At 40.8% G+C, this 17,364-nt stretch carries 11 protein-coding genes; all 11 read left to right on the top strand.

Annotated features, from left to right (window positions below; translation table 11 throughout):
• Positions 1-96: 96 nt before the first annotated feature.
• The 11 genes from ABLA85_RS11325 to tssA all read left to right on the top strand — a co-directional run bounded on the left by ABLA85_RS11325 (position 97) and on the right by tssA (position 17,290).
• Positions 97-2,064, top strand: a complete 1,968-nt coding sequence (locus ABLA85_RS11325) for a type VI secretion system Vgr family protein (RefSeq protein ID WP_367964161.1) — start codon at positions 97-99, stop codon at positions 2,062-2,064.
• 342 nt (positions 2,065-2,406) lie between these two features.
• Positions 2,407-4,575, top strand: a complete 2,169-nt coding sequence (locus ABLA85_RS11320; protein ID WP_367964158.1) for a type VI secretion system Vgr family protein — start codon at positions 2,407-2,409, stop codon at positions 4,573-4,575.
• 22 nt (positions 4,576-4,597) lie between these two features.
• Positions 4,598-7,174 (top strand): DUF2169 domain-containing protein, encoded by a 2,577-nt coding sequence (locus ABLA85_RS11315; RefSeq protein WP_367964157.1) that lies wholly within the window; start codon positions 4,598-4,600, stop codon positions 7,172-7,174.
• The gene (locus tag ABLA85_RS11310; protein ID WP_367964155.1) at positions 7,171-8,235 is read left to right on the top strand and encodes a pentapeptide repeat-containing protein; all 1,065 of its coding nucleotides are present in this window, start codon (positions 7,171-7,173) and stop codon (positions 8,233-8,235) included. The genes ABLA85_RS11315 and ABLA85_RS11310 overlap by 4 nt, the downstream gene beginning before the upstream one ends.
• A gap of 14 nt (positions 8,236-8,249) precedes the next feature.
• Positions 8,250-8,870 carry a DUF3540 domain-containing protein gene (locus tag ABLA85_RS11305; protein WP_367964153.1) on the top strand — a complete coding sequence of 207 codons (621 nt, stop codon included), beginning with the start codon at positions 8,250-8,252 and terminating at the stop codon, positions 8,868-8,870.
• A gap of 11 nt (positions 8,871-8,881) precedes the next feature.
• Complete coding sequence (locus ABLA85_RS11300; RefSeq protein ID WP_367964151.1) at positions 8,882-9,274, top strand: DUF4150 domain-containing protein; 393 nt, start codon at positions 8,882-8,884, stop codon at positions 9,272-9,274.
• A gap of 63 nt (positions 9,275-9,337) precedes the next feature.
• Positions 9,338-9,904: a type VI secretion system lipoprotein TssJ gene (gene tssJ, locus ABLA85_RS11295; protein WP_367964149.1), complete on the top strand. Its 567-nt coding sequence runs from the start codon at positions 9,338-9,340 to the stop codon at positions 9,902-9,904.
• Positions 9,905-9,911: 7 nt separating this feature from the next.
• Positions 9,912-11,252 carry a type VI secretion system baseplate subunit TssK gene (gene tssK, locus ABLA85_RS11290; protein WP_367964146.1) on the top strand — a complete coding sequence of 447 codons (1,341 nt, stop codon included), beginning with the start codon at positions 9,912-9,914 and terminating at the stop codon, positions 11,250-11,252.
• Between the two features lie 14 nt (positions 11,253-11,266).
• Positions 11,267-12,481, top strand: a complete 1,215-nt coding sequence (locus tag ABLA85_RS11285; RefSeq protein ID WP_367964144.1) for a DotU family type VI secretion system protein — start codon at positions 11,267-11,269, stop codon at positions 12,479-12,481.
• 10 nt (positions 12,482-12,491) lie between these two features.
• On the top strand, positions 12,492-16,187 hold the full coding sequence (tssM, locus tag ABLA85_RS11280; protein WP_367964142.1) for a type VI secretion system membrane subunit TssM: 3,696 nt from the start codon (positions 12,492-12,494) through the stop codon (positions 16,185-16,187).
• Complete coding sequence (tssA, locus tag ABLA85_RS11275) at positions 16,184-17,290, top strand: type VI secretion system protein TssA (protein WP_367964139.1); 1,107 nt, start codon at positions 16,184-16,186, stop codon at positions 17,288-17,290. Before tssM ends, tssA begins: the two co-directional genes overlap by 4 nt.
• The last annotated feature ends 74 nt before the right edge of the window (positions 17,291-17,364 follow it).

Below are 17,364 nucleotides of genomic sequence, written 5' to 3'. Positions count from 1 at the left end.
CAAGTAACGGTCAGTAATAACACAGGGTTTAATTTCTTATCTGGTCCTTTATTGATAGGTTCATGCGGTAGCTTTTAATTTAAAAAGGTACTTTCAATGAAAAGAAATATTATTGCACACACTTCACTGGGTGAAGATACTTTACTTTTTAGTTCATTAAAAGGTGAAGAAAAACTATCAACTATTTATAGCTTTGATATTGAATTAATAAGTAAAAAAAAAGATATTGATATCAAATCACTACGAGGAAAATCAATTACCATTGAAATAAATAACCCGGCTAACCCATCAGCAAACCCACGTTATCTGAATGGCATAGTCCATGATGGTATAGTATGTGATTTTTATGATTCTTACTTCTATAAATATAAATTCATTCTTCAACCAAAATTATCAATTCTGCAAAAAAGTAAGGGATGTAAAATATGGCAAAAGAAAACTGCCCCTGAAATCATTAAAGATATATTGAATAAACACAGTATCAAGTTTGAAAGCAAATTAAATTCTAAATATCAACAGCTTGAATATTGCACACAATATCGCGAGACTGACTTCAATTTTATCAGTCGATTAATGGAGCATGAGGGAATTTATTACTATTTTCAACATACTGTCAGTGATCACACTCTTATATTAGCTGACTCTCCCCAATCCCATTCGGCCTTATCGGGATATTCCTCTATAGAATATTATCCAAATCATTTTCCCCCAAGAAATAAAGAGAAGCTCTATTTATATGATTGGAATGTAAGTTATTCAATAGCACCAAAGATCTATGCAATGAATGATTACAATTTCCTCAAACCACGGGCCCAGTTACTGGAAGCACAACAAAACCCGGATTCTTCGGTTCCCGATACAAAAATATATGAATGGCCGGGAAATTATACTGAAGCTTCACAAGGAAAATCTTATGTTCTGGTTTTACAACAATCCTATACCGCTCATTGTCATTATATTAAAGCCAAGAGTCTTGAAGTTGGTATAGCTCCGGGGCATATCTTTACGCTTTCTAAAGCATTCAGAGACGGGGATAATGGTAATTATCTGATTGTCAGTGCCACATATGAACTTTCTGAATCCAGTTATCATTTTGGTGATATTAATATTAGTGATGATAGCACCATCAAGATTGAAACCAGTTTCACCGCGATTCCGGCTAAAGTAAACTGGCGAGCTCCCTGTTTAACACCATGGCCGGTCGCTAGCATAGAAACAGCGGAAGTCGTGGGTGCGAGTGGCAAAGATATCTGGACAAATGAATATGCTCAGGTCAAAGTACAATTTCATTGGGATCAAGAAGGTGCTAAAGATGATACCAGTTCTTGTTGGATACGTTGGTCCAGCACCTGGGCCAGTACCAAATTCGGTGCAGTCCAGATCCCCAGAGTTGGAGATGAAGTTTTTGTCAGCTTTATCAATGGCAACCCTGATCGGCCACTAATAATAGGCAGTACTTTTAATAAAGAGAATATGCCACCGTGGGAATTGCCAAAAGAAGCCACAAAAATAGGCTTTATGTCACGGAGCATAAAAGGTGGAAATAATAACGCCAGTTATTTATTCATTGACGATGCGCAAGATAAAGAATCTTTTGATATACACGCAGAAAAAGATATGAATATTTCTGTAGAAAATGATCAAAAGATAGCTATTGATGGCTCCCGCACAACAGAAATAAAGAAAAAACAAACGGATACCGTAGAAGAAGATGCAAGTTTTACCTATAAGGCAAAACGTAATACGACCGTTGAACAAGAAGAAACGGCTGTTTTCAAGAATAAACAGAAAACAACGGTGACTAATGGTAAAGAAGTTAAAGTCACTAGTGGTGGCATTAAATATAATATAACTGGTGATTATCAAGCAGATATCAGTGGCAATAAAAAAGAATCAATTACCGGAAACGAAGAAGGTAGTATTACAGGGAATTGGAAAAAATCCGTCACTGGATCAGCCGAGTTGAAAGCTATTTCGACTCTCACTTTAAGTGCAACAGTAAATACTGAGATTAAAGGCACTACATGCGTTACTCTCTCTGGTGCATTAATCAAGATTGGTTGATTTTCCATTTACTGTTACCCAGAAAACAATATTAATAAATATTTATAAAAATACAATTGGTTAAATCAACACCTTTTCTCATAAAAAATGAATTTTATAATCTTAAAATACTTTATATAAAAAAATAAATACATACAAAAGGGGCTAAAATAACAAAAAACATAAAAATTAATTATATATTACATCAACGAAATGATATTCACTGATTACAAATGGTAACCATTATGCTTAACTCAGCATTAGAAAACCAGCACTATATATTCCTCTAACTACCCTATATTCCCGAACTTACCTGGAGTATGCGGTAGCTTTAAACAAAAGCGAGTAAATCTTATGGAGAGAATGTTTATCGCACACTCCTCATCCGATGAAACTTTATATTTTAAGTCACTGAATGGAATAGAAAGATTATCGGAAGCTTACAAATTTGAGGTTGAATTACTGAGCGAAAAGAGATTATCCGACCCAATATCTCTGCATAATACCGTTCTGACTGTAGAAATAAAAACCCCGTCAAAACAGACAAGATATTTAAGTGGTTATATAGAACAGATATCTTATGATCCCTTTTATAAATATGATGACAGGCTTTATTTATATACGGCTACAGTCAGACCTAAGCTATGGGAGTTGAAAAAAAAACTGGGATACAGCATTTGGCAAGAAAAGACTGTACCTGAGATTATTGCGACTGTATTAATGGATGCTGGTATCTTTTTTGAGGATCGGCTTCTTGAAAAATATCGTACATGGGAATATTGCGTTAAATACAATGAAACTGATTTTGATTTCATCCATCGGCTAATGGCGCATGAAGGGATTTATTATTACTTCAAACACGACATGGGAAGTCATACTATGGTCTTAGTCGATATGCCACAAATGCTTGGTCCCATGCCTGGATATGATACGATCAATTATTTCAATGTCGGTAAATCATCCAAAAAGCCGGGTAAAGAATATATTTATAATTGGAATATTCGCAGTACCACGATACCAAACAATTTTTGTCTTGATGACTACGATTTTCGTAAACCACGGGCTAAGCTACAAGCCGCCATTCAGACATCACTCAGTTCGGTTAATAATACAGAAATATTCATGTGGCCCGGACGCTATGTAAAAAATGGACAAGGGCAATTTTATGCTCGAGTGCTTCAACAAGCCACAGAAGCCCAAAGTGAACTGATTAATGGTAAAGGTAATGTGTTGGGCATGGCTCCGGGACATACTTTCACCTTGTCACTACCTAATGATATTAAAGGTGATGACTACAATGACTACTTAATTACTGGTGCTCAATATACTTTTTATGAATCATGCTACGGCTTCGCTCTTAATTGCGAATATGACGACGATGATGATTGTGACGACGATAAACCCAATAAAGATAAAAATGTTGTCCAATTTGATGCTATCCCTGCCAATATCCATTGGAAACCACCAGCAGTAACCCCTTGGCCAAAAGCAACAGGTCTTGAAACCGCGGTTGTAACAGGCCCTAAAGATAAACCGATATGGACTGATAAGTACGGCCGGATAAAAGTGAAATTCCGTTGGGATAAAAGCGATAAAAAAGATGATACCAGTTCTTGCTGGATACGTGTGGCAACCCGTTGGGCTGGCTGGCGGTATGGCAGTATTTATGTACCCCGTGTGGGTGAAGAAGTTGTTATTAGTTTTGTCAATGGTGACCCGGATAAGCCTTTTGTTATTGGCAGCGCCTATAACAATGAAAATATGCCCCCCTGGGAGCTTCCCAAACATGAAACCCGTAGTGGTGTGATGTCAAATACAAAGGAAGGTAAACATGAACAAGCAAATTACCTCTTTATGGATGATGCTCCAGATAAAGAGTTATTTGATCTGCATGCAGAGCGTGACATGAATATCTCCGTGGAAAAGGATAAGAAAGTCACTATCGATGGGAACCGCACGACTGAAATAAAAAAACAGCAAACGGACACAGTAACAGGTAAAGCCAGTTTCACTTACGAAGATGCTCGTGACACGGTAGTTAAAGGCAAAGACACATTATCTGTTGAAAACAGCCAGCAAAGAACCATTCAGAAAGGAAGAAAAACAGAGATTAGTGATGGGGATACTTATAAACTCAAAGGGGATTTAAGTGCTAAAATTGACGGAAACTGGACACAGGATATTACCGGAACGACGTTAATCTCCAGTCCTAATCTCATTACAATAAAGAGCGATACTTATGTCGCAATAGATTGCCCACAGTCTTTTTATACATCCAAAGATTTTAGTGTTTCTTCGGTAAAAATAAGCATAAGTTCGGTTAAAATATCATTATCCCGCACAAAATTTAGTATAAGTTCAACCAATACAAGTTTCTCATCCACGATTTTATCTGTCAGCACAACTGATATATCCCTTAGTAAAACGGGAATAGAACTTTCGCAATCTAATACGAAGTTAGCTAAAGCAATGACTTCAATCATACAGGCAAGCGCTAACATTTTAAACAGCAGCTTACATATCATCAGTTGACTAATATATCTGGCAGATTGTCATGAAAATTATCAAACCCCTGCGGTTAAGTGTGCTTTATCGGCCTTATCGCTGGATGCAAAAAAACCATCTCGGCATCTCTATCATGGCACTGGCTGATATGAGCCCTACCCCACGCTTGCGTCCAGAACCAGAACTTTGGCAACTTGCAGAAAAAGAACTGAAAACCTGTAATGGTATTGTTGATCTCGCGATGCCTAAATCCTGTGCTGAATTTCTGGCCACAGGCTATGCCTATACGCATCACCAAGCCGATAAAACAGCCTGTACAGTACGTATTCAGGTGGATCAATTGGAAAAAACATTAGTTGCTTTCGGTGATCGTTATTGGATTGGTGATACTCCCTCAAAAGCTGAGGCATTTGAACAAATGCGATTGGACTGGAGCCGGGCTTTTGGTGGTGAAGGCTATGAAGAGAACCCACACGGTATCGGTTTCAGCCCGAAGTTGATAGAAAATGGCGTAAAAATCCATCACCTGCCCAATATCGAAACGTTGCACAAGCAGTTGTTATCACCAGAGGATAACCCCATTCCTGCCAGTTTTTGTCCACTGGATTTTACATGTCCGCGTCGTTTTACCCGTATTGGTAAAAAATATGACAAGGAGTGGCTGGAAAATGAATTTCCGGGGTTTGCCCATGATATTGACTGGCGACTATTTAATGCAGCTCCAAGGGATCAATGGCTGGATCAGATAACTGCCCTACCGGTCCAGGCTGCATGGCGTATTGAGAATATGCATCCTGAAAAACCGGTACAAGAAGGCGTTTTGCCTGCGTGGCGGGCGCGTTGTTTTATCAAGCGCTTACGTCTTGATGATGAGGTTTTTGAAGAAATAAGCATGCGCCAGACGACAGTATGGTTCTTTCCCCATTTGGAGCAAATGATCCTGATATGGCATGGACATTCCCAGATTAATGAAGATGATGCAGCGGATGTATTACAAATGGTATCGGCTCTGGAATTAAATGATAACCCCCTGGCAGAAAATCATTACTTGCAAGTGCTTAACCAACGTATGGATAAAGAAAAAGGCGTTTTGTATAGCTTCCGGGAAAAAGATCTCATCCCTGAAGAAATCATTGGCCCGTGGATAGATACGGAACAATCTGAAAACAATCCAATACAGGAAAATGTGCTTAATCGTGAAAAACGTCTCCGTGAACAACAGAAAGAACGTTTAGCTGAATATGGTTACGATATCGATACTATCATTCCTGCTCCCCCCGCAACATCTGCACCTCCTGCCACCCCCAGATTGGATGAACTGCCAGAATTTGTGGAGAAAATAGAGCAAGATGCGGCCCAAAAGCGGGCCGAAGCCGAGCTAAAGCGAGAGAATATAGCAGCCAAAGCGAAACAACTGGGTATTGATATTGATCAATCAGTGACAGAAAACCAAGCCAGAGGGCCAGAAAGTCTCTATAAAATGCGGGATATATTGCAGAAACAACAACAGCAAATAGCGTTTGATGACCCCAAATTAGCACAAATTGAACAATCACTACGTGATACGTATTTTTTTTCCGTGCAATCACAAAATCCGGCCTTACGCTTGACAGGAAGTTTGTCGCAAATCATCCGTAAACGGGTGCAAAAGATCATGGGGCAAGGTGGTAATTTCAGTGGCATGGATTTTACCGGAGCAGATTTGTCAAACATGGATCTGCGTGGAGCCAATTTTTCCCAGGCATTATTGGAAAGCGCCTGTTTCAATAATAGTCAACTGGACGAAGCCGATTTCAGTCGGGCTATGCTGGCCAGAACAGAGATCTGCAACGCTTCCCTGTCCGGGGTTAAATTGGATAATGCCAACTTAATATTGGCTAAATGTGAACAGAGCGATTTTTCCGGCGCTCGCTTCAAAGAAACACAATTACAGGAAGCACTGTTTGATCGTTGCCAGTTCAACCGTGCAACATTCACGGATCTGTTCCTGCAACAGGTTTTTATTACCCATTGTAATTTTCAATATTCCCAGTGGAAAGATTGTACCTTTGCAGAACTTGAATTACCTGCACTCAAATTCAATCACGCAAATCTGAATAAGGTATCTTTTCTCAAGTGTAAACTGAAACAAGCCATTTTTGACCATGCTCTCCTCGAAAGCTGTGCCTGGGTAGAAACTGAAGCAAACAAGATCCGATTTCGCTCCGCTAATCTGTTAACTTGTGCTTTTGCAATGGACAGCGAACTTAACCAGGCTGATTTCAGACAGGCTACTTTAACGGAATGCAATCTACGCAAAATGCCTTTGGTTCAGTCAATATTTCACTCCGCGACGTTGAACAACTGTGACCTGAGTGAAGCCAACTGTCAGTCAGCCGATATGCAGTATTTAAATACGATAAAAAGCCTATTTATCAGAACAGATTTTCGGGGGGCTTTGTTGAATAATGCCAATCTGATGAATGCTCTGATGCAAAAATGCAGCTTTAATGGTACGGATTTACGGGAAACCAATCTATTCCGCGCCGACATGTCCCAGTCCATCGTTGATAACTCAACCCTGTTTAAAGGTGTCTACACACAGCAAACTAAAACCTTACCCAAACGAGATAAGGAAGTGATATGAATTCGCTGTCAACAGGTGAACTGATAACAAAAATCAAACAAGGGGAAATAATTGAGAAAGTCAGCTTGCAAAATATGTCGCTCATCCGACAGGATTTATCTGGCGGGATTTTCAGGGAAGTCGATTTTTCTGGTGTGGATTTTTCTCATGCTCAACTGAAAGAAACTATTTTTACTGAATGCCAACTCGAAGAAGCCGTTTTTGATTCAGCCATGCTTGAACAGAGTACTTTTGAACAATGCAATATGAGCCGCACAGTATTCGACAAAAGTGAAATAACAAACTGCGTATTTAATACGTGTATTTTGCAGAAAGCACGTTTTACAGAAAATAAGCAAAATGAAACTCAGTTTATATCCAGTTCACTGCAAAGTGTAGAATTTAACAATAGTGACCTTGAACGGGTAACATTTATTGATTCAACACTTAATCGAGCAAAATTAACCAATAGCTGCCTGTTTCTGGTCACTTTTTTTCGGCTGGATTTACGGGAAACAGGTTTTTCTGCCAATGAATACACTAAAGCTGTTTTTTTTGAATGTGATCTACGTGGTCAGGATTATCAGAAACAACAACTCAAAGAGTGTCTGTTCACAGACTGTCAACTTAAAGCAGCAAACTTCAATCAAGCAAGATTAACTAACTGTAATTTCAAGGGTGCCACGTTACAAGGTGCAACGTTATCGAATGTCAATGCAACCCAGGCTTTATTCATTGAAGCAGATTTAACCCAGGCATGTTGCAGCAATAGTCTGTTTGAACAGGCGATTTTCGTCAGTGCCTGCCTTGAATCCGCTGATTTCAGGCAAAGCAAATTAATCCAGGCCATTATGCACAAAGTACATGCAGTAAATGCACGATTTACCGGCTGTGACATGTCTTATGCCGATCTTTCCTATGCCAATGTCAACAATAGTGACTTTCGTACAGCACACTTTATGAGAACACTTTTTCATCGTACCCAACAGACTGAAACACTGTTTTCTGACCGTCGTGGCATACTGGAAAATGATCCTGAACTGTTTGCAGCCGAAGAGTGGAGTATGCAACACAAGATTTAACCGGGAGAATCAAAATGTCAAAACCTTCTTATGCGCTTTCTTCACACCCTCTTACTACCGAACAACCCTTACACCAAGTTGCAGGTCAGGTTGTTAATCACCTTCAGGATGGTAGTTTAATAGTGGAAAGTAACAATCGGGGATGGCACTGCCGACGTGCTGCCAGTTGCCTGCTGACCCCTGAACCGGGAGATACCGTTTTAGTGACAACAGTTGATAGTCAACTCTGGATTTTGGCCATATTAGAGCGAGCAGAACAGCATCATCCGGCAGAAATCAGCGTGCCTGGTGATCTGGCTATCTCTTCTCAGGGAGATTTGAGTTTAAACAGCAACGGACTGAATATTGCTGCCAGCATTGGAAACTGCCATATCAGCAAAATGCAATACAGTGGTGAATCACTGTCTGCATGGGTATCCATCACCCAATTGGTTGGCAATAAATTTGAATCTGTCTGGCAGACAGTAACACAGCTTAGCAACCGACTATTTCGTCATACAACGCAGACAGAACAGGTTCAGGCAGGCCAACTAGATATGCAGGCTGAAAGCTATATTCGATTACATGCCCAAAACACCATGATGTCTGCAAAAGCTGTCACCAAAATAGATGCTGAACAAATTCATATTGGTTAAGGAGAGACATTATGTTTGCTAATACTCAAGGGGGTGGAATGGATCTGGCAGCCCCTGATATTTGCCTGACCCCATGTCCCTTTCCTGTACCCGTACCTTATCCCAATATGGCACAAGGGCCTACCGGCATCACTAATGCCATGAACATCTTATTTGCAGGCTCTCCTGTACATAACATAGCGACAAACTTTCCCATGACAACAGGTGATAATGCCGGAGTTAATATGGGAGTGGCTTCAGGAACAGTAATGGGACCAGCACGACATACATTAGGGGCCAACTCTGTCTTAATCAAAGGTTCACCAGTAACACGGCTGACAAGTCTCACTATGCAGAATTCAACAAACGCTGTGGGTGCCCGCATTACTCCCAGTCAGACAAAAGTGCTTATTTCAGCGGCCTGATGTATTCGGCTTTTTATTTTATTCAATGCTGGCTATGCCTGAATAATTAATGAACTTTATGATATGCGTTTTTCACTGAGAAAAACATTCTTAATCAAAACGTTATATTCAATTAACTATTGGATTAACAGAGCAATTTTACCCTCGTTTTTATTAATATCACTTCTTTTAATAATGACAGGCTGTTCATCGCAACCGGAAAAGTTGCCCCCTTATAAATTAATTTTCAGTATCGCATCTAATGTAAATGATTCAGCACCACTGAAAATACACGTTTTTTTATTGCAATCGAATGAAGAATTTATGTCGGCAGACTTTTTTTCACTACAAGACAAAGCGAAAGATACCCTAGGCGATAAATTGGTCAATGAAGATCGGTTTTTTATACTTCCTTTCAAACGTGCACATTATTTATTGGAAAAGAATCAGCCAGAAATCAGCTACATCGGAATTATTGCAGAGTATAAACAATTAGATGGCAAGAAATGGCGTATTTCGTTTCCAGTCCCTGTACCAGAAAAGCGCCCTTTTTACGAATTCTGGCGTTCTGCCCCCGATGAACTACAAGTGTGCGTTAAGGTTACTGGAAAAGGCTTAAGTTCCACCTCAAACTGTGCCGCAGGAAACTGAAAAAATCATGAATAGATCAGAAAAAGTCATTTGGACCGAAGGCATGTTTCTGCGCCCTCATCATTTCCAACAGACGGAAAACTATCTGGAAGCTTATGTCCGCGACTGGGGTAAATCCCAACTGCCCTACTACTGGGGTTTTCTGACACTCGAACTGGATCAGGAACTCCTCAATCAGGGTAAAGTCATGCTTTCCTCAGCGAGTGGTATTTTTCCGGATGGAACTCCATTCAGTTTTGACGGTGCGCATGCCCCTGCGCCTTTGCAACTCACTGAAAATCAGATAGATGTTAATGTAGTACTCGCCCTTCCTCTTTTTCGGCGGGGCAGAGAAGAAGTCATTTTCAGTGAAAAAAAAGATTCTTTGGCACGTTTTGTCAGCTTTGAAGCCGAAGTAAATGATTTTAATGCCATGTCAGTCGGTAGTGCTGCTGTGCAATTCGGCAAAATGCGCTTACGCCTGATGCTGGAGTCTGATTTGACACCAGAATGGACTTCATTGAGCATTGTACATGTCATAAATAGAACCAGCGATAATAAAATCTATCTTGATCAACAATTTATCCCTCCCCTGCTTAACTGTTACGCCAGCCCACAAGTGGCAGGATTTATCACCGATATCCAGGGGCTATTAGAGCAACGCCGCCAACAGATAAGTCAACGTTTGTTACAATTGGGACGGCACAATGATTCCGAAATCATGGATTTCCTGTTGCTGTCCCTGGTTAATCGCTATAGTGGCCAGGTCAACCACATACGGAATATATCGTTACTGCATCCAGAGAGACTATTTAGTGAGTGGCTGCAATTCGTCACTGAATTGGCAACGTTCTCCCAAAACCGGGTGCCGGAAGAAATCTTTCCCCTCTATGATCACGACAATTTGACACTGTGTTTCAATCAACTCATGTTTCAATTGCGTCAAGGATTGTCAATTATTTTGGAGGAGCATGCCATCCAGCTCCCATTGACAGAATATTCTCATGGTTTAAATATCGCCACATTACCCAATGCCAGTATGGTCAATACGTTCAGCTTTATTCTGGCTGTTTACGCTGATATCGCCAATGACACATTAATGAGTCATTTCCCGGCCCAAATGAAAATTGCTCCCGTCGGGCGTATACGAGAATTGGTTCAGTTGCAATTACCCGGTATTTCAATACGAGCTCTGCCATCCGTGCCGAGACAAATCCCTTGGCACTCAGGATATATCTATTTTGAACTGGAAAAAGACGGGGATTTATGGAAACAAATGGATAAATCGGGTGGTTTTGCATTGCATTTGGCGGGTGAGTTCCCCGGTTTAAATATGGAATTTTGGGCTGTCCGTGATCAGCCTAAATAGAGGTAATGACGCCGATGATAAGACAAGAAATGCAGAAGATTGAGCATTCATGGTTTTCTGGTAAAGCCAATGATAATCCTCTGGTTGCTGCTGCAAATCCCCTGCTGAATACGCTTCCCCAAATCCGGCATACCACTGTTCACCCGGACCCCGCAGGTTTACGTCAAAAACTGATTGATGAAATCCGACGTTTTGAAGTCGCGTGTCAGCATGCCAAACAACCCTATGAAGTCATTATTGGCGCACGCTACTGTCTATGTACCGCACTGGACGAAGCAGCCGCACTGACACCTTGGGGAAGTCGTAGTGTTTGGTCAGGTAGTGGATTACTGGTCACTTTTCATAATGAAACCTGGGGCGGTGAAAAGTTCTTCCAATTGTTGGCTAAATTGTCACAGAATCCCAAAGAAAATTTATTCCTATTGGAGCTGATTAATTTTTGTCTCCAACTTGGATTTGAAGGACGTTACCGCATCATGGACAACGGACGTTCTCAGTTAGAAACGCTAAAACAACGCCTGTTTCAATTAATTCGTTCAATCCGCGGCAATCATCCTGCCGAATTGTCTCCCAATGTACAAGTCATCACAAAACCCAACAAACTCTGGAGACCTTTTTTGCCTATGTGGATTTGTATAGCATTATTGTGCTTTCTGGGCTGTATCTTGTATATCGGCCTGAATTGGCGATTAAGTGATATATCTACCCCGGTTTTATCATCTATCTATCAGACCAATCTGCCAAATGTAGCTATTGATGATCGGATATCCCCACCTGTTCCCCCGACGCTGAATCTACAAAGCAGGTTACGGGATGAAATCTCTGCCGGGCTATTAACTGTCACCGATCTGGCTGATAGAAGTATCATCACCTTGAAAGGGGACGGTTTATTTAAATCAGCTTCAACACAAATCAGAAACCGTTATCTGGACGTTATCAGGCGTATTGCGGAAGCGATGAACCATTATAAAGGTGAAATTTTAGTTGTCGGATATACCGATAATATCCCCATCTATTCTCATTTCGTCTCTAACTACTCTTTATCGCTGGCCAGAGCGAAATCTGTCCAGAGAGAACTTCAGCATTATTTGCATCAGCCTGAGCGAGTTAAAACTGAGGGAAGAGGCGCAAGTGATCCTCTTGTCCCTAATGATACCCCCAGTAACCGGGCCAAAAACAGACGAGTAGAAATCACACTGTTAGTTTCTCCAGCCGATCAAATAAAGTGAGGAAACTAAGATGCTGAATGTACTCTTTTCTATCCTTACCAGCAGATTAATGTGGAGTTTTCTTGGTATAATGGCAATTTCTGCCATTATCTGGTTCATCGGGCCCATTATTTCTATCGGTAACTCAGTCCCTTTTGAATCGAAATTCATACGAATCTTTACCATTATTTCACTTTTCTTCGCCTGGCTCTTAAGTCAGTTAATTCCCCTGCTATATCGGACATGGCTTAATAAAAAATTAGCTAACCAATTGAATATCATTAAGGACGATAAAAAAGAACAGGAACAGGACAAAAAACACGATGATCAATACCTCACGTTGTCAGAACGCTTTTCTGACGCCGTAAAATTATTGCGAAAAGCTTATTTTTCTGGCTATTTTTCCGGTTTAAATGGCAAACCTAAACCTGGCTGGCGGGGGCTGTTTAGCCGTCAATATTTATACCAATTACCCTGGTATCTCGTTATCGGTGCACCACATTCAGGTAAAACAACAGCACTGGCAAATTCCGGGCTGAATTTCCCACTTTTAGACTATTTCGGCAAATCGGCTCTATACAGCATAGGAGATATGAATAGCTGTAACTGGTGGTTTACGAATAAAGCCGTCCTGCTTGATACCGCAGGTCGCTATACCACTCATAATAACAACTTACACGCAGCAGACAGCAGAGAATGGCAGACTTTTATCAGGTTGTTAAAAAAATACCGTACACGGCAACCAATCAATGGGATCATCCTTACTATCAGTGTGGAAGACTTACTGAATCCATCAACAGAAGCCCGTGATCAACACGCCTATATGTTACGCAGGCGTCTGTCTGAATTACGTGAAAAACTTAAAATCCAATTTCCTATTTACATTTTCATCACGAAAACGGATTTACTAAAAGGATTTAACGCCTATTTTACCCATTTTGATAAAGCATCACGTGAACAAATTTGGGGATTAACATTCCCACAAGACAAAAAAACTGACTGGAATATTAATTCGATATTTGAGGAACAATACAATCAGTTACAACTACGACTGGATGCAGAATTACCCTATATTCTCTTAAACGAGTCTAATCCGCGGCAATGTGCCGAGAGTTATCTGTTTCCACAAGAATTTGCTGCCTTACGTCCACGCATTGCGCAATATCTTGAAATTGTATTCGCGAGATCAGGATTTGAAATCCCCAATTATCCACGAGGACTCTATTTCACCAGCGGAACACAGGAAGGGAAACCATTTGATGGTGTTATGGATACATTTAACCGTAATTTCCAATTGCCAACAGACAATGACAGTATTTCAATGTCATGGGGAAATAATGATGATAAAGGAATTTTATATCAACCCCAGACTCGCCAGACTTATTTCCTGAAAAATTTACTGGACAGTATTTTTCAGGAAGCAGGACTTGCCAGCTACAACCGTTGGTGGGTATACCAAAATCGCCTGCTTAATGGGTTAGGCAACATGGCATTAATAGCAATTCTGGTCTTAGTAACCACTTTATTTCTAACCAGTTATAACAATAATAAAAATTATCTGATGGAAGTTCAGGCTAAAATTCCGACCATATTGCGTCAGGGAGCTGAATTAAATAAAAATCATGATGATACCGATGAGATAATTAACACCTATAATCTATTGCCGATTTTGAACAGTCTGGCTGACCTCGCTAAAAACCAGAACTTTTCGCTGGATGATCCCCCAATATCTTACCGTATGGGATTATATAGTGGTGAACAAGTCAGTAATGCAAGCCGTACTCTGTATATGAAAGCACTGCAAACACTACTACTGCCACAAATAACAAAGTTAATCACCAGCCAACTACACAATGCTAACAACAATAATACAGAGGAAACCTACAATACGTTAAAAGCGTATCAGATGTTATATCAGCCCAAACACTATGACGGTGCGTTTCTACGTAATTGGGTGATGCAATATCTAAAAGCACACTTAGATCCAGAAACAACTCAGGCACAACTACAACAACTTAACGGGCATCTCAGCCAATTACTGGATAATCAGGTTGTCACATCGCCATATATTCGTAATGACTATCTGGTTGAACAAAAACAAGCATTCATTGGCAGTATTCCCCCTGCACAACGAGCCTACAATATTCTGAAACACAATTTGTTACTTGACCCCAATTTAACATCAGTAAATTTAGTCACACTTGCAGGTCCTCAAGCTGAATTAGCTTTCTCACGTATTAGTGGAGCCCCCATAACCAGTGGCATACCAGGAATGTTCACTCCTGCGGGGTATAAAAAAAGTATCGGCAAAGATCTCATGACTTTTCTTGTTAATTTGAATTCACAGGATAATTGGGTACTGGGTTCCTATGCGAGAAAACAGTCAGTTAAAGATCTCGAACTATCTGTTCGACAGTTTTATATCAATGATTATATTTATCAATGGGACAAATATCTGACTGATATTCGTTTGAACAATATTAATGAATTAAATCAACGGGCCAGCACAGCACGTTTGCTCTCTTCTTCAGCTTCACCGATGCGTACCCTGCTAATCAATATCAGCAAAAATGTCACACTAACTAATAACCAACTCAACAGCCTTATGAATAAGGCTAAAGGTAAAGTCAGTAGTAACTTCACAAACGGTAAATTAACAAATTTCGTTCCAAAGCAAATTTTGCCGGATAATAGCCAACCGTCACCAGAGCAAGTGTTAGCAGAACATTTTGCACAAATTACCGCTCTGACGAAAAGCCCTGATGGAAAAAATAAACAAATACCTTTTGACGATATACTGAAAAAAATCGGTGACTTATATCAGTATCTGGCTTCAGTGCAAAATGCCGTCAATACAGGTATGCCTTTTCCTCCCAACAATATTATTACCCAGTTACAAACGGCATCTGAACGCCTGCCAATACCATTCAAAGATATGATTTCTGCCCTGGCAATTGGAGCCAGTAGTGATACACAAATCAGTGATATGAAAAATGTCAGCAAACATCTCGGTGCAGAAATAGGGGGTTTTTGCCAACAGGCTATTGCCAATCGTTATCCGTTGATGCCTAAAGCGTACAAAGATATCAAACCTGATGACATGACACGGATGTTTGCCCCCGGAAAAGGCTTGATGGACACTTTTTTTCAAAAAAATTTAGTGGGTAAGGTTGATACAACTCAGCCAGGATGGCGGTTTATGCCGGGGGTAGATGGTAAGCCTTTACCCGGTGGAGAAAAGTTGCTCAAACCTTTCCAGCAGGCACAGATTATTCGCGATACTCTCTTTTCCAGTGGGGCTCTCACACCGTCATTTCATATCATGGTTCGCCCAATCAGTATGGATAATGAGATATTGAGTATGGTTCTGGATGTTGATGGGCAACGACTGCAATACAGTCACGGCCCTCAACTTTCGCGGCTCATTAGCTGGCCGGGCTCTGCGGGAACCAATCAGGCCCGTATTCAATTAAATTTAGAAAATGGCACAACGGCAAACTTATCGACTTCTGGCCCCTGGGCACTGAATCGGTTACTGGATCAAGCGAAGCGTATTTGGCAAAACAGAACAGGAAATCCAACTCAAAGTGATGATGCTGGCTTACAGGCAATGTTTAATATCAAAGGGCATACGGTTTTACTGGAGTTCACACCAAATAGTATTTTCAGTCCGTTTAAACTGCCTGATTTCTCTTGCCCGAACCTGACGAGTATGAAAACACCATGAATATTGATGCTTTATTTGCGCCAATCAGTGAAGAGTCTCCCTGTGGGGAAAACCTTGAATACGATGATGTATTTCTGCTATTAGAACAAAGTATTATCGGAAAAGCAGAGCAACAGTTTGGGGATTTTGTTATCCCTGCGGAGCCACCCGATTGGTTAGAAGTGGAAAAACAAGCTACAACGCTACTGCTGTCCCGTACCAAAGATCTGCGTATTATCATCGCTCTCATGCATGCATGGGTAGAAACTCAGGGAATATGTGGCTATGCCGATGGGCTGGCGCTACTCCGACAAACACTGGAGCACTATTGGGAAGAGGTATGGCCAAGACTGGAATTTGATGGTGAATACGACCCCTTATTTCGCCTCAATGCTTTGGCAGATATTGAAGATGGCGCCCCTCTCTCAATAAAAGTGCAATATTCCATTCTGCTGAAAAGCATTTCGCAAGAATTGTCATTCCGGGAAGTTTGCTCACTGCTTGATGGTTCGATAACAGAAATTAGTGGTTACACCGGAGGGCGAACCCGCCTGCAAGATGAGTTAAAACAACAAGCTGACAGCCCGGAAATATCAGCATTAGCCATCATTCGCGATCATATTACGGCTCTGCTTGATATTATTCGCCAGCACTTATCCGCCGGCCATATGCCTGAACTATCGCGATTCCTAAAAAATCTGAATACTGTTATTGAATTTAGCGCATTAAGTAGACCCACAACTGCCGCTTCGATAACTCCCGGCAACAAAGGAGAACCTCAATCTGCATCAGTGATAAAACAGGCAACGACGCGATCATCAATAAACCCATCGTCTATAGTGCCATCATCAACAGATACAGCAGCTCCGGCTGGTTTGTCCTCATTTAATTGGTACGGAGTAGAAGTCAATAATCGTGATGAAGCACGCATGTTATTGGAAAAAGCGAAAACCTATTTTCTGACACACGAACCAAGCCACCCTGCTCCGATGATGATTGACCGTATTCAACGCCTGATTGATCGTGATTTTATCGATATTATCTATGACCTTGCACCAGAAGGATTAAACCAGCTCGCCATCATCTTTGGCCATACTGATAATTCTGACACTGATATGAATTAGTTGTCTCTTGTATTTATCCAACCAACAAAGAGGCAGCGTGAAAGACGAAGGGTATATCGCCCGTTTACCTCTTA

It is taken from the genome of Xenorhabdus sp. SGI246, from assembly GCF_040838225.1.
Classification (GTDB): Bacteria; Pseudomonadota; Gammaproteobacteria; order Enterobacterales; family Enterobacteriaceae; genus Xenorhabdus; species Xenorhabdus indica.
This window is presented reverse-complemented; position numbering and strand designations above follow the sequence as displayed.